This is a genomic window from Clostridium sp. M62/1, from assembly GCF_020736365.1.
GTDB classification, from domain to species: Bacteria; Bacillota; Clostridia; order Lachnospirales; family Lachnospiraceae; genus Otoolea; species Otoolea saccharolyticum_A.
On sequence record NZ_CP085988.1, the window covers coordinates 859,000 to 882,002 of the forward strand.

17 protein-coding genes are annotated in these 23,003 nt (G+C 51.7%); 14 read left to right on the forward strand and 3 right to left on the reverse strand.

The window, feature by feature from the left end; translation table 11 throughout:
- The first annotated feature begins 90 nt into the window (after window positions 1-90).
- The 7 genes from LK436_RS04500 (at window position 91) to LK436_RS04530 (ending at window position 7,642) form a co-directional block, all read left to right on the forward strand.
- Window positions 91-810 carry a dihydrofolate reductase family protein gene (locus tag LK436_RS04500; RefSeq protein WP_044930813.1) on the forward strand — a complete coding sequence of 240 codons (720 nt, stop codon included), beginning with the start codon at window positions 91-93 and terminating at the stop codon, window positions 808-810.
- A 70-nt stretch (window positions 811-880) separates the two neighbouring features.
- Window positions 881-1,555, forward strand: a complete 675-nt coding sequence (locus tag LK436_RS04505) for a flavodoxin (protein WP_008396361.1) — start codon at window positions 881-883, stop codon at window positions 1,553-1,555.
- 132 nt (window positions 1,556-1,687) lie between these two features.
- Window positions 1,688-2,197 (forward strand): DUF4405 domain-containing protein, encoded by a 510-nt coding sequence (locus tag LK436_RS04510; RefSeq protein ID WP_008396360.1) that lies wholly within the window; start codon window positions 1,688-1,690, stop codon window positions 2,195-2,197.
- A gap of 312 nt (window positions 2,198-2,509) precedes the next feature.
- Window positions 2,510-3,106 carry a YHYH domain-containing protein gene (locus tag LK436_RS04515; RefSeq protein WP_015574633.1) on the forward strand — a complete coding sequence of 199 codons (597 nt, stop codon included), beginning with the start codon at window positions 2,510-2,512 and terminating at the stop codon, window positions 3,104-3,106.
- Window positions 3,107-3,352: 246 nt separating this feature from the next.
- Window positions 3,353-5,359, forward strand: a complete 2,007-nt coding sequence (locus LK436_RS04520) for a retron Eco8 family effector endonuclease (RefSeq protein ID WP_008396358.1) — start codon at window positions 3,353-3,355, stop codon at window positions 5,357-5,359.
- Between the two features lie 262 nt (window positions 5,360-5,621).
- On the forward strand, window positions 5,622-6,719 hold the full coding sequence (locus LK436_RS04525; protein ID WP_147594789.1) for a reverse transcriptase family protein: 1,098 nt from the start codon (window positions 5,622-5,624) through the stop codon (window positions 6,717-6,719).
- A 44-nt stretch (window positions 6,720-6,763) separates the two neighbouring features.
- Window positions 6,764-7,642 carry a DUF6602 domain-containing protein gene (locus tag LK436_RS04530; RefSeq protein ID WP_008396356.1) on the forward strand — a complete coding sequence of 293 codons (879 nt, stop codon included), beginning with the start codon at window positions 6,764-6,766 and terminating at the stop codon, window positions 7,640-7,642.
- Between the two features lie 181 nt (window positions 7,643-7,823).
- Here LK436_RS04530 and LK436_RS04535 read toward each other — a convergent pair whose 3' ends face one another.
- Complete coding sequence (locus LK436_RS04535; protein ID WP_083794725.1) at window positions 7,824-8,330, reverse strand: TspO/MBR family protein; 507 nt, start codon at window positions 8,328-8,330, stop codon at window positions 7,824-7,826.
- A 301-nt stretch (window positions 8,331-8,631) separates the two neighbouring features.
- Between LK436_RS04535 and LK436_RS04540 the strand changes: the two genes are divergently transcribed.
- Window positions 8,632-9,273 carry a methylated-DNA--[protein]-cysteine S-methyltransferase gene (locus LK436_RS04540; RefSeq protein WP_227910171.1) on the forward strand — a complete coding sequence of 214 codons (642 nt, stop codon included), beginning with the start codon at window positions 8,632-8,634 and terminating at the stop codon, window positions 9,271-9,273.
- A 23-nt stretch (window positions 9,274-9,296) separates the two neighbouring features.
- On the opposite strand, the gene xylB is transcribed toward LK436_RS04540, so the two are convergent.
- Together xylB and LK436_RS04550 are read right to left on the reverse strand one after the other, a co-directional pair.
- Window positions 9,297-10,808 (reverse strand): xylulokinase, encoded by a 1,512-nt coding sequence (gene xylB, locus LK436_RS04545; RefSeq protein WP_008396352.1) that lies wholly within the window; start codon window positions 10,806-10,808, stop codon window positions 9,297-9,299.
- Window positions 10,809-10,920: 112 nt separating this feature from the next.
- Complete coding sequence (locus LK436_RS04550) at window positions 10,921-12,423, reverse strand: L-fucose/L-arabinose isomerase family protein (protein ID WP_008396351.1); 1,503 nt, start codon at window positions 12,421-12,423, stop codon at window positions 10,921-10,923.
- Window positions 12,424-13,317: 894 nt separating this feature from the next.
- Between LK436_RS04550 and LK436_RS04555 the strand changes: the two genes are divergently transcribed.
- The 6 genes from LK436_RS04555 to LK436_RS04580 all read left to right on the forward strand — a co-directional run bounded on the left by LK436_RS04555 (window position 13,318) and on the right by LK436_RS04580 (window position 22,980).
- The gene (locus tag LK436_RS04555; protein ID WP_008396348.1) at window positions 13,318-14,955 is read left to right on the forward strand and encodes an ABC-F family ATP-binding cassette domain-containing protein; all 1,638 of its coding nucleotides are present in this window, start codon (window positions 13,318-13,320) and stop codon (window positions 14,953-14,955) included.
- Window positions 14,956-15,028: 73 nt separating this feature from the next.
- On the forward strand, window positions 15,029-15,958 hold the full coding sequence (locus tag LK436_RS04560) for a sugar phosphate nucleotidyltransferase (protein ID WP_008396347.1): 930 nt from the start codon (window positions 15,029-15,031) through the stop codon (window positions 15,956-15,958).
- 566 nt (window positions 15,959-16,524) lie between these two features.
- Window positions 16,525-17,718 carry a dicarboxylate/amino acid:cation symporter gene (locus LK436_RS04565; protein ID WP_008396345.1) on the forward strand — a complete coding sequence of 398 codons (1,194 nt, stop codon included), beginning with the start codon at window positions 16,525-16,527 and terminating at the stop codon, window positions 17,716-17,718.
- A 343-nt stretch (window positions 17,719-18,061) separates the two neighbouring features.
- Entirely contained in the window at window positions 18,062-18,817 is a 756-nt protein-coding gene (locus tag LK436_RS04570) for an exodeoxyribonuclease III (protein WP_008396343.1), read from the forward strand.
- 153 nt (window positions 18,818-18,970) lie between these two features.
- Window positions 18,971-20,830 (forward strand): ABC-F family ATP-binding cassette domain-containing protein, encoded by a 1,860-nt coding sequence (locus LK436_RS04575; protein WP_008396342.1) that lies wholly within the window; start codon window positions 18,971-18,973, stop codon window positions 20,828-20,830.
- Window positions 20,831-20,904: 74 nt separating this feature from the next.
- Entirely contained in the window at window positions 20,905-22,980 is a 2,076-nt protein-coding gene (locus LK436_RS04580; RefSeq protein ID WP_198006623.1) for an alpha-amylase, read from the forward strand.
- The last annotated feature ends 23 nt before the right edge of the window (window positions 22,981-23,003 follow it).

Genomic DNA, 23,003 nt, shown 5'->3' on the forward strand with positions numbered 1-23,003 from the left:
ATCTGTGCAGGGATGGAGTTTACTGTCTGGATTCAGGCTGTGACTGGACAGAAGGAAAAAGGGAATTGTTTGATTCAGAAGGAGGAAAGGATGGAACGGCCTTATACCATATGCCATATTTTAAGTGCCCTCGACGGCAAGATTACAGGCCCCTTTATGGGGATGCCGGAAGTGTCGGCAGTCAGCGGAGAGTACGCGAGGATTCGGGATGAATACCATGCAGATGCATGGCTCTACGGCACGAAAACCACGAAGGAATTTACAGATTTTCAGAAGCCGGTGCTGGATGAAGGCAAAACGGATGTCCCGGAGGGAGATTTCATTGCCGGGGCCCATGAGTCGCTTTACTATGTTTCCATCGATACACTGGGAGAAATTGCATGGTCCTCGGGAACCTTCAGGAAAAGCGGAAGGCCTGATGCCCACGTAATCGAGGTTCTGACAGAGCAGACGCCGACGGCCTACCGCGGGTACCTGCGCCGGCAGGGCATATCTTATATCATTGCCGGGAAGGAGGAGCTGGACTGCCGGACTGCCGTTAAAAAGCTGTATGAGTTCTTCGGGATTAAAACCATGCTGATCTGCGGCGGCGGAATGATCAACTGGACATTCCTGCAGCAGGGTGTGGTGGATGAATTCAGTCTGCTGCTGGCTCCTGTGGCCGATGGAAGTCCGGATACTGTATCGGTGTTTGAGCAGGCGCCTGCTCTGTCTGAGAGCGTGCCGGTGGGATTTCGTCTTAAAAAGGCTGAGGTGCTCAGGGGGGACGGAGTCCGGCTCCTCTATACAGCAGCCGGGAGGGAGCCGTAAGCAGGGCAGCAGGACGAGAGGCAGATGATAAATGGGACAGGGATTTAAGACAGGAAGGAGCGATTAAAAGATGAAACGACTGCAGGTTATTTTTCTCTTTTCGGTTCTGGTTTTTGTTCTGACAGCCTGCGGCTCAGAGCAGAAATCAGCAGACACGGTATCGGATGATTCCGGCAGCCAGGCGGCAGAGAAAGGCGCTTCTGCCGGCTCAATTTTGATTGCCTATTTCTCCGTGCCGGAAACAGACGGTGTGGATGCCGTGGCCGGAGCCAGCCGGGTTGTGGCTGACGGAGAGGTATTGGGAAACAACCAGTATGTGGCACAGCTGATTCAGCAGGAGGTTGGCGGTGAGCTGTACCGCATTGAGACGGTGCAGGAATATCCGGGCAGCCACGATCCGCTCCTGGACTTTGCCTGTGAGGAGAAGGCAGAGCAGGCCAGGCCAAAGCTTGCCGGTCAGATTGAAGATTTAGACAGCTATGACACGATTTTTCTCGGATACCCCAACTGGAACGCCGATCTTCCCATGCCGCTGTATACCTTCCTGGAGGAATACGATTTTGGCGGGAAGACTATCATCCCCTTTACCGTTCACGGAGGCAGCGGCTTTTCCAGAACCATTGATACCATTTCTGAGCTGCAGCCAGATGCAAAGGTTGTGGAGGACGGCCTTTCCATCTCCCGAAACAGCGTTTCTGAGGCGCAGGATGCTGTGACAGAATGGATTGCCGGTCTGGGACTCTGATTGCCCGCTTACTTGCGGGCAGGGTTTTTCGGGCAGAAATACACTGGGGCAAAGCACAGTCTGTCCCTGAGGGGGCCCGCTCCCAGGCGGAGAAATCCTCTTGGGTAACTTCCATTTAAACAGGAGGCAGTTATGAAATCAAAAATGATTATCAGGCTCAGTATTGACTTTGCCATGACAGTTCTCCTTCTGCTGCTGATGGCCAGACAGCTCACAGGAGAGGCTGCCCACGAATGGCTGGGAGCGGGAATGTTTGCGCTGTGGATCCTGCACCACATCCTGAACTTTAAATGGTACAGTCACATAGGGAAAGGGAAATATACGCCGCCCCGCATGTTCCAGCTGGCCGTCAACCTGCTGTTGTTCATTTCCATGGCTGGCATGATGATCAGCGCAGTGATTCTTTCCAGGGAAGTATTTCGCTTTTTGCCGATTTCTGGAGGAATATCACTGGCGCGGTCTATGCATATCCTGTGTGCCTTCTGGAGCTTTGTGCTGATGGCGCTGCATCTGGGGCTTCACTGGAACATGATTCTGGGACATATCGGAAGGGCGGCCGGTCTGGTTCTCCCAAGGCCTGCCCGGACGGCCCTGGGTATCGCCGGCGCAGCAGCAGCCGTGTATGGACTGTACGCGTTTTAAAAAAATCAGTTACTGTCCTATCTGTTTCTCACCCCCCACTTCGTATATTTTGACTTTGAACGCCCTGTCATTCTGTTTGCTGCAGAATACATGGCAATCATGGAACTGTTCGTATTTGCAGGCCATTACGGAATGAAGGCACTGAAAAGGCTTAGCAGACCCTGATATGGTTAATAGTGAGCCAGTAGAAGTCGGCTGCGAAAAATGATATACTCAGGATACCTGCTCTCTGGTTTTCTCTCCGGTATGTCTCACCGGAAGGATGAGAAATCAGAGAGCGAACAGAATGATGCACCACAAAGGAGAATGAGTATGAAAAAGAAAAAAGCAGCAGTATTTCTGACCGCGCTGGCGTTATGCACATGGGCGCCCCAGACCGTTGTGGGAACCTCCGGCCTGATTGTGGCGGAGGCCCACAGCGGGCGCACCGACGCATACGGAGGACACAGGGACAATAAAAACAAAAGCGGATTGGGAAATTATCACTATCACTGCGGCGGTCATCCGGCTCACCTGCATACAAACGGTGTCTGCCCGTACAGCGGCGGCTTCGTTAGCAGTGGCTCTGGCAGCACCGGCTCCGGCAGCACTGGAACTGGGGCAGGTATTCCGGCACAGGAGCCGGCTACACCAGCTGTCCCTGAGCATATAGACAGAATCTTTGACGCTGTATATTATGCCGATCACAATGAAGATTTGTACGGGGCATTCGGATATAACCAGGAGGACCTTCTGAATCACTTCTTGACATCAGGAATGAAGGAGGGGCGTGTGGCCTCAGAAGCCTTTAATATAAGCGTATACAAAGAAAATAATGCAGATCTGGTGCAGGCCTTTGGAGACAACTTGCCTGCTTACTACGAACATTACATGAATTTCGGATACGATGAAAACCGTATCTGCCATTAATTTTTCCGGGGGAGGCAAATGTCGCTTTTGCGACCTGCCGCAGGCGGAGAATCCTGCAAAGCAGGATTCTTTCTTATGACATAACATCATCAGACACGGCATGATGAAAATGGTTGAATTTTCTGGTATTTTTTTGTAGAATAAAATCAAAATGCTGAGTTTGTGATACAGAAAAAGAAAAGACAGAAAATCACCTTGCTTTAACTGATTTTATGCGCAGATTTTACACAGGAAAGAAGGCATGCCGTGTCTTTAGTTGAGATTTCAATTAAAAATTATAAGTCTATCAGCAGCTGCGTATTCCGCCTGAACGGTGTCACAGCTCTTTTAGGGGAAAACGGAACAGGAAAGAGCAATATCCTCTCCGCTGTCAGGTACTTTTATGATAATCTTATCTCCCGCTCCGAGTCGGATGAGATTTTCGACCACAACAACCGTCTGAATAACCGTGTAGAAATTGCCCTGACCTACGATCTGGGCCGGCTGAAGCAGTACGCCCGGGTCAACCTGAGAAATGAGGAAACAAGGTATGCCAGCTACTATGAAAAGATTCTGGGAATTTCTGCAGAGGATATGATGACTGTGCGGATGATAAAGATCCGGGATATGCCTGTGCGCTGGAGCCATGATGCCGATACCAGAAAGCTGATAGCAGGCCTCTTTCCCCTCTATTTTGTGGATGCGAGACAGATCGATCTGGTGAACTGGGAAGTACTCTGGAAGCTGGTGGGTGATCTTGTAAAGCCGGAAAATACGGTGGAGAAAGAACTTCGCCAGGAGCTGGTAAATGCCATTGGAGAGGTAAGCGGACAGATGAAAAGCCGGCTGGATCAGATACAGGGCGGGCTGGAGAGGAAGAACATTAAAATTGAGCCCTACTCCAGAAAAGAGTTTGCAGTGGCCCTGTCTAAACTGTATCTGTCCGGGGAAAGATATCAGTTTGACGAGAGCAGCCTGGCGGAGTTTTCCAATGGCACCAATGCGTTCAATTTTACGAATCTGCTTTTCCATATCCTGAGGCTGATGGCGGAAACGAAGATGAAGGAACCTTTAGTGATACTGGATGAGCCTGAAATCTCCCTTCACAGTCACATGATCGATGAACTGGCGGAAATTTTCAGCCAGTGCAGGTATGATGTGAGAGTTCTGCTGGCCACCCATTCGGCCAGACTGATCAGAAATATTCTGGTGCAGGAGGGGGGAGAGAACCAGCTCTATCAGGTCTACCGAAGAGGAGAGGAGACGAAAATCTCCCGTTTTCAGATGTTCCGGCAGGACAGTGAAATGAGGGAGCGCTATTTTATCACGGATCAGCATGCCAGTGCATACTTCGCCAGGGCCCTGTTTCTGGTGGAAGGAGAAACGGAGCTGGAGGTATTTCAAAGCCGGTTTTTAAAGGAGCTTTATCCTCTGCTGGGGCAGGCAGAGCTGATCAAAGGCATGAGTGACGACGTGGTGTACCGCATCGTTTCCCCAAAAAAGAGGGGATACCGCATACCGGTAACCATTCTCATGGATCTGGATAAGGTTTACACCTATCCGGAGAAGCTGAAGAAAAAATACTTTCATATGTGCAGGACAGGGGAAAATTATTTTTTCTATAAGAAAACAGAATCCCGCTCCTCGTCCAGGGCTACCCTGGCGGCAAGAAGAAACCGCATATACCGAATGGCGGAAAAATGCCGGTTTCATTACATAAAGCCGTTCTATCTTGCAGAGGATGAAAACTATCAGGAGTTTGTCAGTCTGATTCAGGAATATTTTAAAGAATACGGGATTTTTATTGCCCGCACAACGATTGAGGGAATGCTGGTGACGGCGGAAAATCTTCCTCTGTTCCTGCAGTTTTTGGAGAAGCGTTTTCCGGTGTGCTATCACAATATCATTCCGTTTTACAGGGGCCTTCCGGGAGAGGGAGAGAGGCTCACCTTCGTGCGTCTCCTGCTGGGAGGGGAGTGCGACTATGGAATGAATTACCGGGGGATTAAAAAGGAAAATCCGGCCATGGACGAGGACCTGAAAAGGCTGATGGAGAGAAATCTGATCTCGAAGACCTCCTGGGCAGCCGACTGGCTCTGCTTTTATTTCTGCCGGCTGGCAGGCTTTGAGGATTCTGGTCCGCAGGAGCAGAGAGAATTTTTCAGAAAGATGGAAAAAGAAGGAAGGAGGGAGTTTTTCAGAAAGACCTTTGAGAGAGATTTCCCGGAGTTAGGAGAACTGATGCATATGGTATGCGGGATGAGCCAGGAATAGGCTGGAGGAGCCAGAGCTTTTCGGATGAGGTTTGGCATTCAGAAGCGGAAAACAGAGAAACATAGTAGAAAAAATCATAGAACGGGCAGCAACCTGATCTCAATACTAGCAGAGAGACAGACCCTGAGGGAGCGACAGTTCCACAGACCAGGGTGAGAGAGCCACTTTCTGACTGGGGTACCGGCAGAAAATGGGAAGGATGGCGGGGAATTATTAAACACCTTGCGAATTTTCAAGACGGTGCCCGTTCGGAGCGATGCAGATGAAGAAGATTTATGGATGGGATTATTACTGCGAAAGGATCCTGCGAAAGAGCCAGCTGTTTATTGAGAACAGTCTGGCAGAAAAGGAAAACAGCTATATCGTCTTTGACATCAGAGACAGGGGAAAAGAGAGGACTATCTGCCAGGTGGACAAGACCAGCGGATTATATCAGCTTCAGAACAATCTGAACAGAAATCTGCTTGCGAAAATTCCGCTTTCCAAGGCAGCGGCAGGCTTTGTCAGGGGGCTGAGCTACCAGGATTACCTGAGATCTCACTGCGGAAAGAAGTTCCATATGCGCCTGGATATACACCATTTTTTTGATCATGTGACAGAAGAACAGGTGATAAAAAGCCTGGAGGAATTTGTCCAGGATGAGAAAATCAGAGAAAATATCGGGGAGATTACGACTTTTAATGGGAAACTCCCCCAGGGAGCTGTCACTTCCCCTGCTGTGTCAAATATTGTTTTCAGAAGGATCGATCAGCGTATTTTAAAGTACTGCCAGTCTGTGAGGAAGGTCAGGGAAGGAAAAAAATTTTATCAGGAGGATCTGATCTATACCAGATACGCAGATGATATGATGTTTTCCAGTGACTATCTGGACTTCAGAAGGGATTTGTTCGTGTACAGGATGATCAAGCATATTCTCAAAGAAAATGGTTTTTCTCTCAATGTAAAGAAAACCTATATGGCAGAAGGTGAGATTTCATTGTCAGGGTTTGTGGTGGGAGGAGAGGAAAATGGCTGTTCTGTCAGGCCTTCCAGAAAGCGGCTGAGAGAGATTAACAGGATTCTCGCTTATTTCGATGCAAGGAGGGAGCTGGACGGCTGCCCCTATGAGGCAGACATAAAAAAGCTGCGAGATCCCAGAGTGATCGATAACGTGAATTTAATGTTTCCAGATGGCTCTGTTGCCAGGTTCAGCAATAAAAAATCTCTGATCAATTATCTGTGCGGCTACAGAGCCTTTCTGATCACCTTCCTGAAAGGGGAAAATGGACAGGGTTCTTCCCAGAGAGCCCTGCAGGGAAAGATCAGGAATCTGGAAAAACTCATCGACCAGTGCCAGAGATGGTGGTTCCACATTGAGTAGAGAGGGGAATCCCTGAAAACTTATATGAAACAGAGGAGAAGTGAATGGACGGGACAAGGATCAGAACCTTCGTAGAAAACGAGGCGGAAGCGATGCTTAAAACTTACAGGCAGTTTCAGGTTCTCATACCTGCAGATGGGAGGGAAGGGGCCGCTCACACCGGTGAAGACGGGATGTATGTGGAAGCGCTGCTCAAAAGTTATATTCAGAAATTTCTTCCGGCAGGTCTGGAGGTGATGACTGGTTTCATCCTTCGGCCTGCGGTCAAGACCGGGAGCGGGAAAAAGGAGCGGGCAGGGGACAGGGATGCTCACTCCTCCCAGCTGGATCTGATTATCTTTGATTCTGCATCCTATCCTGTATTTCTGAGAATGGGAGATCATGCGATTGTTCCGCCGGAAGGAGTTATCGGCGTAATTTCAGTAAAAAAGAATCTGTACTTTTCTCAGTTTGAGCAGGAGATCAATGCTCTTAAACAGGCGGGGAGACTGTGCACGGGGAAAAATGCTTTGGATCAGGAGGTTAAGGGCCCCTTTTTAGCGCTGGCTGCCATGGATACAAAGGAAAGTGATACAGCGGCGCGCCAGGGAGAAAAAGTGTTTGCCAGTCTGGACAGGATATTCTGTCAGGAAGGAAAAAACCGTTATGACTGGTTTCCCGGATACATAGGAGTGCTGAGCCGGTGGTCTGTCTGCAAATCCGGCCCCAAAAGAGAGCAGCCCGGAAAAAAGACAAAAAACAGGCTGATTATTTCCTCTTTGAGCACAGAGAACATGAAAATTATCTGGGATTTCAGAAGATTATCGCAGGTCTTTTGTCCGTGTATTACGACAGGACAAGAGGAAATGAAAAGAGACTTGGCTTTGAATACTTTGCCTCGGGAAGAGGTTATGATAAAAAGCTGGGCTCCATTCCCTATGTGAAAGAGCATGGAGATCTCAACATGGATAAAAGGAAAAAGCTCTGAACCGCCCGTCTGGAAAAGTGTGGGTCAGATGAGAAATCTCAAAATTTCTGATACAGAGGTGATTAAGAAAAAGAGAGGCAGGCACAGCTGCAGCTTTTCAGCGGAAATGCAGCTATGCCTGGACGTTTAACAGAACCTCAAATCCAGCCCAGATTTAAGACTGCAGTGCCGGCGCTTAAATAGGAGGCGAACAGACACCAGAGAAGATAGGGAAGCTGAAGGAGGGCAGCTCTTTGGCTGATGCTTCCAAATTCCCGGATCATCTGGAGCACGGCCGCTGCCAGAAGAACAGCCAGAACCGTTCCCCCGAAGCGAAGCCCGAGCCGGAAAAAGACGATGGGCCAGAGAAGGTTCAAAAGGAGCTGAAACAGGTAGGAAGCAGAGGCAGGCCTCAGGTCTGCCCCTTTTTTGATCCCCTCACGGATGACCAGATAAAAGCCAAAACCCATGAGAAGATATAAGAGGGTCCATACCACCGGGAAGACGGCCCCGGGAGGGCTCAAGGGAGGCTGATGGAGAGAGGCGTACACCGAGGGGATGTCCCCGGAGGCCCGAGAGGACAGAAAGCCCCATAAGAGCGGAAAGAGGGTAAAGACTGCCGCGGCCAGAGGCGAAAAGGAGGAGGGAGATTTTTTAGAATTCATGGTCTGTGTCCTTTACAGATACGCTGCAAAATGGCAGCCAGAGCGGAACTGGTCAGTCCCCCGGGGATCCTGGAAGGGACTGTTCCAGTCCGGCTGTCCGGCTTTCTTTTCTGCAGGAAATTTATTATAATATATGGCAGAGAGCGCAGGTTTATGGCTTCAGTTTCGAGCAGGGATGAAAACAGGCGGGAATGGAGGCAGCTGCGCACAACGAAACAGAGGCGAGAGAGAAAATGGGGCAGAATACCCGGCCAGGGTCACAGGAGAATGGAGCGTCACAGAAGAACGGAGGTTTATAAAGATGTCTGAAAAGAACGGGAACAAAAAGGACAGGGCGGTCACAGAGAAAGTGAATGCGAACCAGATGAAAGAACACCAGACAAAAGCAGAGCAGATAAGCACAGAGTACCGGGCAGTGTATCACTCTCCGGTGGGACTCCTCACGCTGACAGCCAGTGGCGATGCCCTGAAAAGCCTTGCCTTTGAGAAGGAGCGGTATCCCAGGATTCCTGAAAAGGGAACCCGGATCACTGTGGTTCAGGAGCCCTCCGGCGTTCTGGCAGAGGCGTTTCGGTGGCTGGATCTCTACTTTTCCGGCCAAGACCCTGATTTTACTCCCCCCCTTGCACCGGAGGGAAGTGAATTCCGCCGCCTGGTGTGGGAGGAGCTTCTGAAAATCCCATACGGCAAGACCGTCACCTACGGAGCCATTGCCGGGGCAGTGGCAGAGAAGAAAGGGCTTAAGCGCATGTCCGCCCAGGCGGTGGGAGGGGCAGTAGGACATAATCCCATCGGCATTATCATTCCCTGCCACCGCGTGGTGGGCTCCGGCGGAAACCTGACGGGGTTTGGCGGCGGAATCCAGGCAAAGACGGAGCTTTTAAGGCTGGAGGGCGCTGATATGAAGTCCTTCTATGTGCCAAAGAAGGGGACAGCGCTGTAGAAAATCAATTTTCTTCTGCCGCACTATTTTTCGAATACCTTCTTTAAGGCCGGATAGAGAAGCCGGAATGTTTCATATCCCTCCTCATAGGCTTTCACAAGAGGTTTTTCGGGGAGTACCGTCTCCTTTACCCTGCAGAGCTTCTCCACGGCTGCAGGAACAGATGGAAAGGCACCGCCTGCAACTGCGGCCAGGATGGCTGCGCCGAAGGCAGGCCCCTCCTCGTTGGCCGGCACTTCCACCGGAAGGCCCAGGATATTGGCAGCCAGTTTCTTCCAGAGAGGAGACTTGGCGCCGCCTCCGCAGATGCGGGCAAAGGACGGCGCGTTCTTCTGAGCCCTGGCGATTTCCAGGGAATCCCGCAGGCCGTAGAGGACGCCCTCCAAAACGGCCTGGTTCATGTCTGCCCTGGTGGTGGAGGCATCCATTCCGATAAAGGCGGCCCTGGCGTTCGGATCATTGTGGGGGGATCGCTCTCCCATCAGGTAGGGAAGATAGAAAACCCTGTTATGGCCCAGGGACTCTATCTGAGCCTGTTCTGTGTCATTGTCGCTGGTGTGCAGGACCTGCTCTGTCCACCACTTCCAGCAGGAGGCGGCGCTGAGCATGCAGCCCATCATGTACCAGCCCCCGTCGGCATGGGAAAAGACGTGAAGGGCATTGGAGGGGACCGGACAAAACTGGCTGGAGGGAATGAGAATGGTCCCGCTGGTTCCAAGAGACAGGCTGCATCCGCCGGCAGCAGCCGGGCTGTGGCCTGTTCCCTCTCCGGTTCCCTCTGCGCCTGTGCCGATAATCCCGTTTCCCACAGCGGCTGCCGCATTGTCAGAGGCTCCGGCAGCAGCGAAGACTGTGTCTGGAAAGCCCAGTTCTGCTGCGATTTCAGGGAGCAGAGTTCCTGTCTGCTCAAAGCTCTCACAGAGACGGGGCAGGATAGATTCGCTGATGCCGCACAGACGGAGCATTTCCTCTGACCAGCACCTGTTTCTTACGTCCAGAAGAAGGGTTCCGGCAGCGTCTGAATAGTCCGTGCAGAACTGTCCCGTCAGACGATAGTTTACATAATCTTTCGGAAGCATGATTTTGCGGATCCGTCTGAACAATTCAGGTTCATGGTGCTGCATCCACAGGATTTTCGGGGCGGTAAAGCCTGCAAAGGCGATATTGGCCGTCTGCTCGGACAGCCATTCCTTCCCTATCTCCTGATTCAGCCAGTCTGTCTCACGGCCGGTTCTCCCGTCATTCCACAGGATGGCCGGCCGGATCACCCGATCTTCCTCGTCAAGGGCCACCAGTCCATGCATCTGTCCGGAATAGCTGACTGCCCGGATCTGTGACCTGTCAATTCCCTGCGTCAGCTTCTTTAAACCGGCCATGGTCTTTTCAAACCAGTCGGAAGGGTTCTGCTCTGACCAGCCCGGTTTCGGAAAACAGATGGGATATTCCTCTGTTACCGTGTTCCATACAGTTCCTTCCTCGTCCATCAAGAGGAGCTTGACGGCCGAGGTTCCCAGATCAATTCCTATAAAATACATAAATTCCTCCCATATATCTGCAGCCCGGACAGGAAAATCCGGCCGGGCTGCAGATAAAACATTCAAAATGATTCCTAATTAATTCAAAACATTCATAAACAATAGGTCTTCCCTATTCCATCCGTCCAAAGGGGTTTTCCGTCGGATAACGGACGCCCTTCGGCTGATTGTAGCCGATCTCCTCCACCGGCACGCCCAGATATTTGAATACCTCGAAGAGCTCTCTTCCGAAGCGCCCGAAGGCAACGGCCCCGTGGTGAGGGAAGTTTTTCTCAATCAGCACATGGCGGTAGAAGCGCCCCATCTCGGGGATGGCAAAGATTCCGATGGAGCCAAAGGATCGCGTCGCCACAGGGAGTACCTCGCCCTCTGCGATGTAGGCACGAAGCTGATTGTCTGCCGTGCTCTGAAGGCGGTAGAAGGTAATCTCTCCGGGAGCGATGTCTCCCTCCAGAGTTCCCTGCGTCACCTCCTCGGGAAGGGAGCGGGCCATGATCATCTGGTACTTCATCTCGCAGAAGGACAGCTTTTCAGAGGCGGTATTGCCGCAGTGGAAGCCCATGAACGTATCCTTTAAGGTATAGGGGAATCTGCCCTTGATGTCCTCCTCGAAGAGATCCTTCGGAACCGTATTGTTAATGTCCAGAAGTGTTACCGCATCCTGGCTGATCACTGTGCCGATGAACTCGCTGAGAGCGCCGTAAATGTCAACCTCACAGGAAACCGGGATTCCCTGGGCGGTCAGACGGCTGTTTACATAGCAGGGCACAAATCCGAACTGGGTCTGGAAGGCAGGCCAGCATTTTCCGGCAATGGCCACGTACTTGCGGTAGCCCTTATGATCCCGGATCCAGTCCTTTAAGGTCAGCTCATACTGGGCCAGACGGTGAAGGATCTCCGGCTTTTTGTTGCCGGCTCCCAGCTCTTCTTCCATCTCTTTTACAATCTGCGGGATTCTCTCATCCCCGTCGTGCTTGTGGAAGGCCTCGAAAAGGTCAAGCTCTGAGTTTTCCTCGATCTCAACGCCCAGGTTGTAGAGCTGCTTGATGGGGGCGTTGCAGGCCAGGAAGTTTAAGGGTCTCGGGCCGAAGCTGATAATCTTAAGCTCCTTTAAGGCTGCCACAGCCCGCGCCACAGGAAGGAACTCGTGGATCATGTCGGCGCATTCCTCCGCGTCACCTACGGGGTACTCTGGTATGTAGGCTCTGATATTTCTGAGAGCCAGGTTGTAGGATGCGTTCAACATTCCGCAGAAGGCATCGCCGCGCCCCTGTGTCAGATTGGAGCCGCTCTCCTCGGCGGCGGCAATAAACATCTTGGGCCCGTCAAAATGCTTGGCAAGCAGAGTTTCGGAGATCTCCGGGCCAAAGTTTCCCAGATATACACACAGAGCGCTGCAGCCGGCCTTTTTAATATCCTCTAAGGCCTGAACCATGTGGATCTCGCTTTCCACGATGCAGACAGGGCATTCATAGATATCGTCGGCATCATATTTGTTCCTGTAGGCATTGACAAGAGCCTCCCTACGCGAAACGGACAGGGATTCAGGAAAGCAGTCGCGGCTGACAGCCACGATTCCCACCTTGATTTTTGGAATGTTTTCTGAGTGTTTCATGTTTGCTTCCTCCTGGTTGATAAAGTGATGAATAATAATAACAGCAGAGCAGACAGCCCGGCAATACAGCTCAGACTGCAGGTCAGCGGAGGGAGACCTGCCGGCTGAATTTCAGCCTGACTGGCCTCACGCTCCCTATGGGGAGGCTGCCTGTCTGACAGGACTTCAAATTCAGCGCTGTCTGTGCCGCTCCTGTCTTTGTATTAATCAAAATTATAACTCATTTAAAAAGACCTGGCCTTATCCTTTTACGGCTCCTGCCATGGAGCTTTCCGGTATTTTCATAGCACAGAATACAGGCATAATGACGAGCGGACTTATCGGCAGATGACGCCCGGATATACGATACTATAGCCTGTCTCGTACACGCCCGAAATGTTTACGGGATAGATCATCCTGACAAAGAGTTCAGGCTCTGCCGGCTTCCGTCAAAAATAATAGCAGCAGAAAATCCTGCATAAAAAATAGAGCTGTGAATCAGAAATGTACACACTTTTTTACAGGATCAATTACGGCGTCAGTATTCGGATAATATATAGAGATATTATACAATGTCTGCTGGCGGACTTCAACAGTGTACCAGAGAGAACTCCCATAAGCTGCACTGCCGGGTTCCGAAAAGCAAAGCAGAGCAGGATAGCCCCTGAAACCCCGAAAAGCAAGGTAAAATCAGGGAAAATCAGAGAAAAGGTACTTGAAAAATACAAATTTTCCTGTACAATAGAATAGGCAGAATTCAGAGGGGGACGTAAAAATCCCCCTCTTTTAAACATAGAGAAACACGCCCCGGCGCCTGCAGGTGCAGCTGCAGATACAAAGATAGATGACAGCCGGGCGTGGATTGCAGCAAAGGAAGCCATAAAAGCCAAATTAGGAAAATGAAAGGGAAAAAACATGATTAGTGCAAGCAATGTAACATTACGGGTAGGGAAGAAAGCACTGTTTGAGGATGTAAACATCAAGTTTGTGGAGGGCAACTGCTACGGCCTGATCGGCGCCAACGGAGCAGGAAAGTCAACCTTCTTAAAAATCCTTTCCGGACAGCTGGAGCCTACAAACGGAGATGTGATTATCACCCCGGGACAGCGTCTTTCCTTCTTACAGCAGGATCACTTCAAGTACGACAAGTACCCGGTTCTCGACACGGTTATTATGGGAAATGCCCGCCTGTACGAGATCATGAAGGAGAAGGAAGCTATCTACATGAAGGAGGACTTCTCGGAGGAGGACGGAGTCAAGGCTGCAGAGCTGGAAGGCGAGTTTGCCACCATGAACGGCTGGGAGGCCGAGTCTGATGCGGCGAACCTCTTAAACGGACTGGGAATTGAGACAGAGTACCATTACCAGATGGTAGGCGACCTGACAGGCGCCCAGAAGGTCAAGGTGCTTCTGGCCCAGGCCCTTTTCGGAAATCCGGATATCCTTCTTCTGGACGAGCCGACAAACCACCTGGATCTGGATGCCATCGCCTGGCTGGAGGAGTTCCTGATCAACTTTGAGAATACCGTTATCGTGGTCTCCCATGACCGTTATTTCTTAAATAAGGTCTGTACACAGATTGCCGACATTGACTACGGCAAGATTCAGCTCTATGCCGGAAACTATGATTTCTGGTATGAGTCCAGCCAGCTTATGATCAAGCAGATGAAGGAGGCCAACAAGAAGAAGGAGGAGAAGATCAAGGAGCTTCAGGAGTTCATCCAGCGCTTCTCCGCCAACGCCTCCAAGTCCAAGCAGGCGACCTCCAGAAAGAAGGCTCTGGAAAAGATCCAGCTGGACGAGATCCGTCCTTCCAGCCGCAAGTACCCATACATCGATTTCCGCCCGGAGCGTGAAATCGGAAATGAGGTGCTGACCGTGGAGAACCTTTCCAAGACCATCGACGGAGTGAAGGTGCTTGACAACATTTCCTTTATCCTGAACAGGGAGGACAAGGTGGCTCTGGTAGGCCCCAATGAGCAGGCAAAGACCGTGCTGTTTAAAATCCTGGCAGGAGAGATAGAACCGGACGAGGGAAGCTACAAGTGGGGCGTGACCACCACCCAGGCCTACTTCCCCAAGGACAACAGCGCAGAGTTTGACAATGACGACATTATCGTAGACTGGCTGACACAGTATTCGCCGGTGAAGGATGTCACCTATGTCCGCGGCTTTCTGGGCCGTATGCTCTTTGCCGGAGACGACGGCGTGAAGAAGGTGAGAGTTCTCTCAGGAGGAGAGAAGGTTCGCTGCATGCTCTCCAAGATGATGATCTCCGGTGCAAACGTGCTGATGTTTGACGAGCCTACAGACCACCTGGACATGGAGTCCATCACTGCGCTGAACAACGGAATGACAAAATTCCCGGGCGTGATTATCTTCTCATCCCGTGACCACCAGATTGTCCAGACCACAGCCAACCGCATTATGGAGATCGTAAACGGCAAGCTGATCGACAAGATCACCACCTACGACGAGTACCTGGAGAGCGATGAGATGGCAAGAAAGCGCCAGGTATTTACGCTGACAGAGGCTGAGGAGAACGAGGACTAAGGGGCAGAAGAAAGCCGGCAGCTGTCTTTCAGGCGAAGCAGCTGCCTGCTGTTTCAAAACGAGGAGGCATACCATGAATAAGAAACCGGTGCTGGTGATTATGGCAGCAGGGATGGGGAGCCGCTACGGCGGCTTAAAGCAGATCGATCCGGTGGATCACGACGGAGATCTGATTATCGACTTTTCCATTTTTGACGCAAAGGAAGCAGGCTTTGAGAAGGTTATCTTCATTATCAAGAAGGCCATTGAGAAGGAATTTAAGGAGCACATCGGAAACAGGATGGAGAAGCACATTCAGGTAGAATATGTGTACCAGGAGACAGACTGCCTTCCGGCGGGCTACAGTGTTCCGGAAAACCGTGTAAAGCCATGGGGAACAGGGCACGCGGTCCTCTGCTGCAAAGATGTGATAGACGGCCCATTTGCGGTGATCAACGCAGACGACTACTATGGAAAGACGGCCTTCCGCGAGATCTACCGCCAGCTCTCTGAGCAGGGGGACAACGAGAAGTACCAGTATGCCATGGTGGGCTACAGACTGTACAACACCCTGACAGAGAACGGCCATGTGTCCCGGGGCGTCTGCACGGCAGATGAGAAGGGCCATCTGGCTGACATTCACGAGCGCACGCGGATCGAAAAGCATGGGGACAGGGCGGAATACACAGAGGACGGAGGAGCTACCTGGACCTTCCTTCCTGAAGATACCCTGGTGTCCATGAACATGTGGGGCTTTACAGAGAGTATGCTTAAGGAGCTGGAAGGGCGCTTTACAGTATTTCTCGACAAAAACCTCCCCGTAAACCCGGAAAAATGCGAGTATTTCCTCCCCTTTGTGGTAGATGAGCTTTTAAAAGAGGGGAAGGCTGAGGTGACAGTCTTAAAGAGCGCCGACAAGTGGTACGGTGTTACCTATAAAGAGGATAAGCCGATGGTGATGGATGCCATCCAGGGACTGAAGGATTCGGGATATTATCCTCAGAAGCTGTGGCAGGAGCAGTAGTGGAAAGCTGCCTCTGCCTGCAGAAAGAAAATACGCCGGGCGGGCTTTCAGGCATATAGCCGGGAGAGCGAAGCCTGGAAGAAGAACGGAGAAAACAGAAGAAAACGGAAAATAGCAGGATATAACAGAAAATAACAGAAGATAGCAGGGAAAGAAGACCTGCCTGAAGGACAGCCGCTTTTGCCCGATACGGGGCGAGAGGGCTGTCTTTATTTTATATAACAGGAAACTTCGTTCCCTGTTATATAAAAATGCTCCGCGGGGATCGCACTGCGCCGGGTTCCTGTTATCAGGAGCTGGAGGACTGCAGTCTGGGATCAGGACTTAAATACGCATATCTCCAGTTTATTTCATCTGGCTGGAAAATATTTCTGGAAATAAAAACAAAGATGGAAAAGATAAAAATTTCTGTTATAATTGTTTCGCAGACAGAAGCGGTGCATAATTTATATAAGGGAAAGATGCATTCCCGCTCCGGCAGCCCTGGCTGAGTTCAGAACCCTGTTTTCAAACCTCAGAACACGGCGGCCGGAGAGGGGGAATGCGGGTAGGAAAGGAGATTTTTTATGAAAAAACTGACTGGCAGTCTGCCGTTTCGCCTCCTTCTGGGAGTGGCGGCAGGTATTCTCATCGGCCTCTATGCAAATGAAGGGCTGATGAATCTGGTTGTCACGCTGAACTACATTATGGGACAGTTTATCAATTTCTGTGTCCCCCTCATTATTATCGGGTTTATTGCCCCGTCCATCACAAAGCTGGGCAGCAACGCCTCCAGGATGCTGGGAATCGCTCTTCTGGCGGCCTATGCATCCTCCCTGGGAGCAGCCCTGTTTTCCATGGCAGCAGGATTTGCAATCATTCCCGGGCTGTCCATCAACCCCAATGTGGAGGGGCTGAAAGAGCTTCCAGAGGTGGTGTTCCAGCTCTCCATACCGCCGGTTATGGAGGTTATGAGCGCGCTGGTATTTTCTGTGCTCATCGGCCTTGCAGCCACCTGGACAAAGGCGGGCACTATTACTTCTGTGCTCGATGAGTTTCAGAGAATTGTGCTGGATATTGTAAAGAAGATCATTATTCCTCTTCTTCCGTTTTACATTGCCATGACCTTCTGCTCCCTGGCCTATGAGGGTTCCATTACAAAGCAGTTCCCGGTGTTTGTGCAGGTGATTCTGATTGTTATGGTGGGTCACTATATCTGGCTGGCCCTTCTCTATGGACTTGCCGGTCTGTATACAGGAAAGAATCCTCTGAATGTACTTCGCAATTATGGGCCCGCCTATATCACGGCTGTGGGAACCATGTCCTCGGCCGCTACCCTTGCAGTGGCTCTGGAGTGTGCCAAGAAGTCTGAGCCTACGCTTAGGGATGACATGGTCGACTTCGGAATCCCGCTGTTTGCCAATATCCACCTGTGCGGCTCTGTGCTGACAGAGGTTTTCTTCGTCATGGTTGTGTCGAAGATTCTCTACGGAGCGATCCCGGATCTGCCTACCATGGTGCTGTTCTGTGTGCTGCTGGGCGTGTTTGCCGTGGGAGCACCCGGTGTTCCTGGAGGAACGGTTATGGCATCCCTGGGACTTATCACAGGCGTCCTCGGCTTCGATGAGATGGGAACTGCCCTGATGCTGACTATCTTTGCCCTTCAGGACAGCTTCGGAACAGCCTGCAATGTAACCGGAGACGGAGCCCTCACCCTGATACTGACCGGATATGTGGAAAAGCATAAAATTGCCCGTCAGAAGATTAGTGCAGGACTGTAGAGCCATTGTACGGTTCCCGGGTATAAAGAAATTAAAATCAGACAGAGGCTCGCTTCCCGAAGGACAGATATCTGCGGGAAGCGGGCTTCTGTTTTTTGTTTATGGAAATCCCATCAGCTCTCCCGTGATGAAGGAGGAGCGAGAAGGAACACATGGCGGCAGAGGAAAGTCTGCGGCTGAAGCGATCCGATCCCCTTCCAAAATATACAAGAAAATGCTATACTAAAGCCACAGTGAGACAGCTGCCGGCAGAGAGCAAGCTGCAGCGTGCAGTGCCCTTTTGCTCTGTCTCTGCGCCGAAAGACAGGGACAGGGCTTAGGGAGATAAGGAGAACAATACAGAATGAAAAAGATGATTTCATGGAATGTGAACGGCCTGAGGGCCTGTGTGGGAAAGGGCTTTCTCGACGTATTTCGTAAGCTGGACGCAGATATTTTCTGCATTCAGGAGAGTAAGCTTCAGGCCGGTCAGATTGATCTTGATATACCGGGGTACTATCAGTACTGGAGCTACGCTGACAAAAAGGGCTATTCAGGAACTGCGCTTTTTTCAAAGGAGGAGCCCATCAGCGTGGTCTACGGCCTGGGAATTGACGCCCACGACCACGAGGGGAGGGTGATTACGGCAGAGTATGAGGACTACTATGTGCTGACCTGCTATACGCCCAATTCACAGAATGAGCTGGCCCGTCTGCCCTACCGCATGGAGTGGGAGGACGCCTTTCTCGCCTATCTGAAGAAGCTGGAAGAGAAAAAGCCGGTCATTTTCTGCGGAGACTTAAACGTGGCCCACAGGGAGATCGATCTGAAAAATCCCAGGACAAACAGAAAGAATGCGGGCTTTACCGATGAGGAGAGAGGAAAGTTTTCCGCCCTGCTGGATGCAGGCTTTATCGATACCTACAGACATTTCTACCCGGATACGGAGGGGGTCTACTCCTGGTGGTCCTACCGCTTTAAGGCCAGGGAGAAGAACGCCGGGTGGCGTATCGACTACTTCTGCGTTTCAGAGAGCCTGGAGGACAGGCTGGTGAGCGCTTCCATCCACACGGAGATTATGGGCTCTGACCACTGCCCGGTAGAGCTGGTGATCAAGTAAAGGGCTGAGGGCCGGAGAAAGCGGGAATAAGAACCCTGCACATTCAAGACAGCCAGAAGCCATAAGCCGACACCGCTGAAACCAAAAGACGAAACAGTCAAAACTATAGGCTGGAACGGCTGAAGCGGGAAGCCAGAACAGGAGAGAACGGACATGAATTTACTGACAATCGAACATCTCACAAAATCATACACAGAGCGTCTGCTTTTTGATGACACTGCATTTTCCATCAACGAGGGGGAAAAGGTAGGAGTGATCGGAATCAACGGAACCGGAAAATCCACGCTGCTAAAGATAGCGGCCGGACTTGAGGAGCCGGATCAGGGAAGCGTGGTGAAGGGGAGGAACCTCTATATCCGCTACCTTCCCCAGAACCCTGTCTTTGAGCCCGGGTATACGGTGCTGGAGAGCGTGATCCGGGAAAATGAGGGCCATGAACAGGCGTGGGATCTGGAGGGACAGGCCAAGAACATGCTGATGAAGCTGGATGTGCCGGACTGGACGGCGAAGATCGAGACGCTCTCCGGCGGCCAGAGAAAGCGGGTAGCCCTGGCGAGCGTCCTGCTCTCCACAGCCGATCTTCTGATCCTGGACGAGCCCACCAACCATTTAGACAGCGCCATGGCTGACTGGCTGGAGGAGTATCTGAAAAAGTTCAGGGGCGCCCTTCTCATGATCACCCATGACAGGTACTTTCTGGACAGTGTGACCAACCGGATTGTGGAGCTTGACAAGGGGAAACTCTACAGCTACCAGACGAATTACGAGGGCTTTCTGGAGCTGAAGGCGGAGCGGATGGCCATGGAGGAGGCGTCAGAGAGAAAGCGCCAGTCCATCCTCCGGGTGGAGCTGGAGTGGATGAAGCGGGGAGCCAGGGCGCGTTCCACCAAGCAGAAGGGGCGGATCCAGCGGTTTGAGGCCCTGAGTGCCAAAAGCGGCCCTGAGTATGACGGGGAGGTGGAGCTTGGCTCCATTGCAAGCCGCCTGGGAAGGACCACGGTGGAGCTTAAGAATCTTAGCAAGGCCTACGAAGGAAAGACTCTGATCCGGGACTTCAGCTATATTTTTCTGAAAAATGACAGAGTCGGCTTCATCGGACCCAACGGAAGCGGAAAATCCACTCTGATGAAGATGATTGCCGGGTGGGTGAAGCCTGACAGCGGGGAGATAGAGATCGGCCAGACAGTGAAGCTCGGGTATTTTTCCCAGGAAAATGAGGCCATGGACAATGACCTTAGAGTCATTGACTACATTAAAAATGTGGCCGAGTATGTGAGGACGCCGGACGGCAGCGTCTCCGCCTCCCAGATGCTGGAGCGGTTCCTGTTCCCTCCGTCTGTGCAGTATACGGTGATCGGAAAGCTGTCCGGCGGAGAGAAGAGGCGGCTGTACCTGCTGAGAATCCTGATGGATGCTCCCAACGTGCTGATTCTGGACGAGCCTACCAATGACCTGGATATCAGAACGCTCACGATTCTGGAGGACTATCTTGACAGCTTCCAGGGCATTGTCATCACTGTCTCCCACGACAGGTACTTTTTAGACAGGGTTGTGAGAAGGATTTTTGCTTTCGAGGGAGATGGAAAAATCTGCCAGTATGAGGGCGGATTTACAGACTACCAGGCTTCCAGACAGGAGAGAGAGGAGGCAGAGGAAACTGCAGGAGCCAGGGCCGGAAGAGAAAAAGGCAGAGAGGCTGCCGGGGACGGTGAGGCCGACGGCAGTCAGGAGAAAAATTCCAGAAAAAACTGGAAGGAGGGCCAGGTTAAAAAGCTCAAATTCACCTACATGGAGCAGAAGGAGTGGGAGACCATCGAGGATGAAATTGCAAAGCTGGAACAGAGGATCGAAGAACTGGGGCCTGAGATCGACAGGGCTGCCAGAGATTATGCAAAGCTGTCTGCTCTGATGAAGGAAAAGGAAGAGACAGAAGCGCTTCTGGAGCAGAAAATGGAGCGATGGATGTACTTAAATGAACTGTCAGAACGGATTGCGCAGCAGAACAGCCGTTAGCTGTTAGTTATATTTAGGAAGAAACAGAAAATAATTTTTATACAGGCGTGAAGCCCGGGATTGGAGAGATTGGCGTGAAAATAGAAAAACTGATTATGTCAGAGGAAGAACCGGGATATTTTCAGCCGGGAGTGACAAAGACAGAAGGCGGCGTGTACATCTGCACGGAGGCTGCCGGGGAAGAGGTGAGCCTCGCAGTATATGAGCAGGAGCAGGGGCCGGATGGAGAGGAGAAGGAGAAACGGAGAGTGTTCCCGTTCCCGAAGGGCTCCCGAATGGGCAGGATGCGGTGCATGAAGCTCCTGGGAGAGGATTTTTCCGGCCTGACCTATGCCGTTTTATCGGATGGAAAGGAGATGCCGGACACGTTTGGCCGCTCTTTTACTGGACATGGAACCTGGGGAGAGCTTTCCCATGTGGATACTCCCCTCAGGAGCAGGTTTGAGCTTGAGAGCTTTGACTGGGAAGGCGACAGGCCCCTTCAGATCCCGTATGAGGATATGATCCTCTACAGGATCCATACAAGAGGGCTGACCATGCGGGCTGGTTCAAAGGGCGCGGATGGAAAAGAGGAGGAAGCTGAAAACGGAGCAGAGCCTGGGACCTTCAGGGCCATTGCAGAAAAGATCCCGTATTTTAAGGAGCTTGGCATCACCTCCCTGGAGCTGATGCCGCCCAACGAATTTGAGGAGGTCATGCTGCCTGACGGCGCAGACGGAAATCCTTACGGCGTGGACCGGCCCACCGGAAAACTCAACTACTGGGGATACACCCCCGGCATGCTCTTTGCGCCCAAGGAGTCCTATGCTTCCGGGGCGTGTGGGGAGAAGAATCCGGTGCGGGAGTTCAAGGAGCTGGTGAAGGAGCTTCACCAAAACGGCCTGGAACTGGTTATCGAGCTGTACTTCACCGGAAAGGAGAGCGCCGCTGTCATCTCAGAGGCAGTGCGCTTCTGGGTGAGGGAGTACCACGTGGACGGCGTGCACCTGGTGGGAATTGCCGGCTGCCCGGCCCTAAGAGACGATCCGTGGCTGTCAGAAACCAAGCTGTTTGCTGCCTTTTGGGAGGAGGAAACGCCGGGCCGGCGCCATCTGGCGGAGTACAATGACGGTTTCCTGGTTGACATGAGAAGGCTTCTGAAGGGCGACGAGGATCAGATGAACAGCCTGATTTTCAGAAACAGGAGAAATCCGAAGGGCTATGGCGTCATAAACTATATGGCCAATACAAATGGCTTTACCCTCATGGATGCCGTCACCTATGAGATGAAGCACAATGAGCAGAACGGAGAGAACAATCAGGACGGAAGTTCCTGGAACTATACCTGGAACTGCGGCGTAGAGGGGCCAAGCCGCAAGAAAAAGGTAGCTGTCATGAGGCGCAAGCAGATCAGAAATGCGCTGCTCATACTTTTCTTAAGCCAGGGCACGCCTCTTTTGCTGTCCGGCGACGAATTTGGATTTTCCAAGGGGGGAAATAATAACTCCTACTGTCAGGACAACGAGACTTCGTGGCTGGACTGGGGGCTGCTTAAGACAAACAGAGATATCTTTGAGTTTGCGAAACAGGTGATTGCCTTCAGAAAGAAACACCTTGTTTTCCATATGGCCCAGGAGCCGAAGGTGATGGATTACCTGGCCTGCGGACACCCGGATGTCTCCTACCACGGCGTGAAGGCCTGGTGCCCGGAGTTTGAAAACTTCCGCCGCCAGCTGGGGATCATGTACTGCGGCGAGTACGCAAAAAAGGCGGACAATACACCCGATGACTACTTTTTTACCGCCTATAACATGCACTGGGAGCCCCACGAGTTTGCCCTGCCAAAGCTCCCCAAAGGGATGAAATGGCATCTGGCCTTTAACACAGATGACAGAGAGAGAAACGGCATCTACGAAGAGGGAGAGGAGCCGTGCCTGGAACAGCAGAAGCAGTTTCTGGTACCGGCCAGAACCATCGTAGTCTTCATCGGCTTAAAGGAAAGAGCGGAGGAGAACCGGGGAGAGAAGAGAGGAAAAAAGGAAAAGCAGCCGGCAGATAAGGAAAAGAAAAGGGCAAAGAAGGACCAGGAGAAGAAGGCCAAAGAAAAGGACGGAAAAAAGAAATCCGAGAAAAAGGCCTCTGCGAAAGGACCGGAGCAGAGCGGAGAGTAAAGCGTGAAAGGCCGGAGTCATGA

Excerpts from the sequence above, each read along its gene's own strand:
- LK436_RS04565 (WP_008396345.1), top strand. The coding sequence starts at position 16,525 with ATGAAAAAACTGACTGGCAGTCTGCCGTTTCGCCTCCTTCTGGGAGTG.
- LK436_RS04525 (WP_147594789.1), top strand. The coding sequence starts at position 5,622 with ATGAAGAAGATTTATGGATGGGATTATTACTGCGAAAGGATCCTGCGA.
- LK436_RS04505 (WP_008396361.1), top strand. The coding sequence starts at position 881 with ATGAAACGACTGCAGGTTATTTTTCTCTTTTCGGTTCTGGTTTTTGTT.
- xylB (WP_008396352.1), bottom strand. The coding sequence starts at position 10,808 with ATGTATTTTATAGGAATTGATCTGGGAACCTCGGCCGTCAAGCTCCTC.
- LK436_RS04575 (WP_008396342.1), top strand. The coding sequence starts at position 18,971 with ATGAATTTACTGACAATCGAACATCTCACAAAATCATACACAGAGCGT.
- LK436_RS04560 (WP_008396347.1), top strand. The coding sequence starts at position 15,029 with ATGAATAAGAAACCGGTGCTGGTGATTATGGCAGCAGGGATGGGGAGC.
- LK436_RS04510 (WP_008396360.1), top strand. The coding sequence starts at position 1,688 with ATGAAATCAAAAATGATTATCAGGCTCAGTATTGACTTTGCCATGACA.
- LK436_RS04535 (WP_083794725.1), bottom strand. The coding sequence starts at position 8,330 with ATGAATTCTAAAAAATCTCCCTCCTCCTTTTCGCCTCTGGCCGCGGCA.
- LK436_RS04550 (WP_008396351.1), bottom strand. The coding sequence starts at position 12,423 with ATGAAACACTCAGAAAACATTCCAAAAATCAAGGTGGGAATCGTGGCT.
- LK436_RS04530 (WP_008396356.1), top strand. The coding sequence starts at position 6,764 with ATGGACGGGACAAGGATCAGAACCTTCGTAGAAAACGAGGCGGAAGCG.
- LK436_RS04500 (WP_044930813.1), top strand. The coding sequence starts at position 91 with ATGGAACGGCCTTATACCATATGCCATATTTTAAGTGCCCTCGACGGC.
- LK436_RS04555 (WP_008396348.1), top strand. The coding sequence starts at position 13,318 with ATGATTAGTGCAAGCAATGTAACATTACGGGTAGGGAAGAAAGCACTG.
- LK436_RS04515 (WP_015574633.1), top strand. The coding sequence starts at position 2,510 with ATGAAAAAGAAAAAAGCAGCAGTATTTCTGACCGCGCTGGCGTTATGC.
- LK436_RS04540 (WP_227910171.1), top strand. The coding sequence starts at position 8,632 with ATGTCTGAAAAGAACGGGAACAAAAAGGACAGGGCGGTCACAGAGAAA.
- LK436_RS04570 (WP_008396343.1), top strand. The coding sequence starts at position 18,062 with ATGAAAAAGATGATTTCATGGAATGTGAACGGCCTGAGGGCCTGTGTG.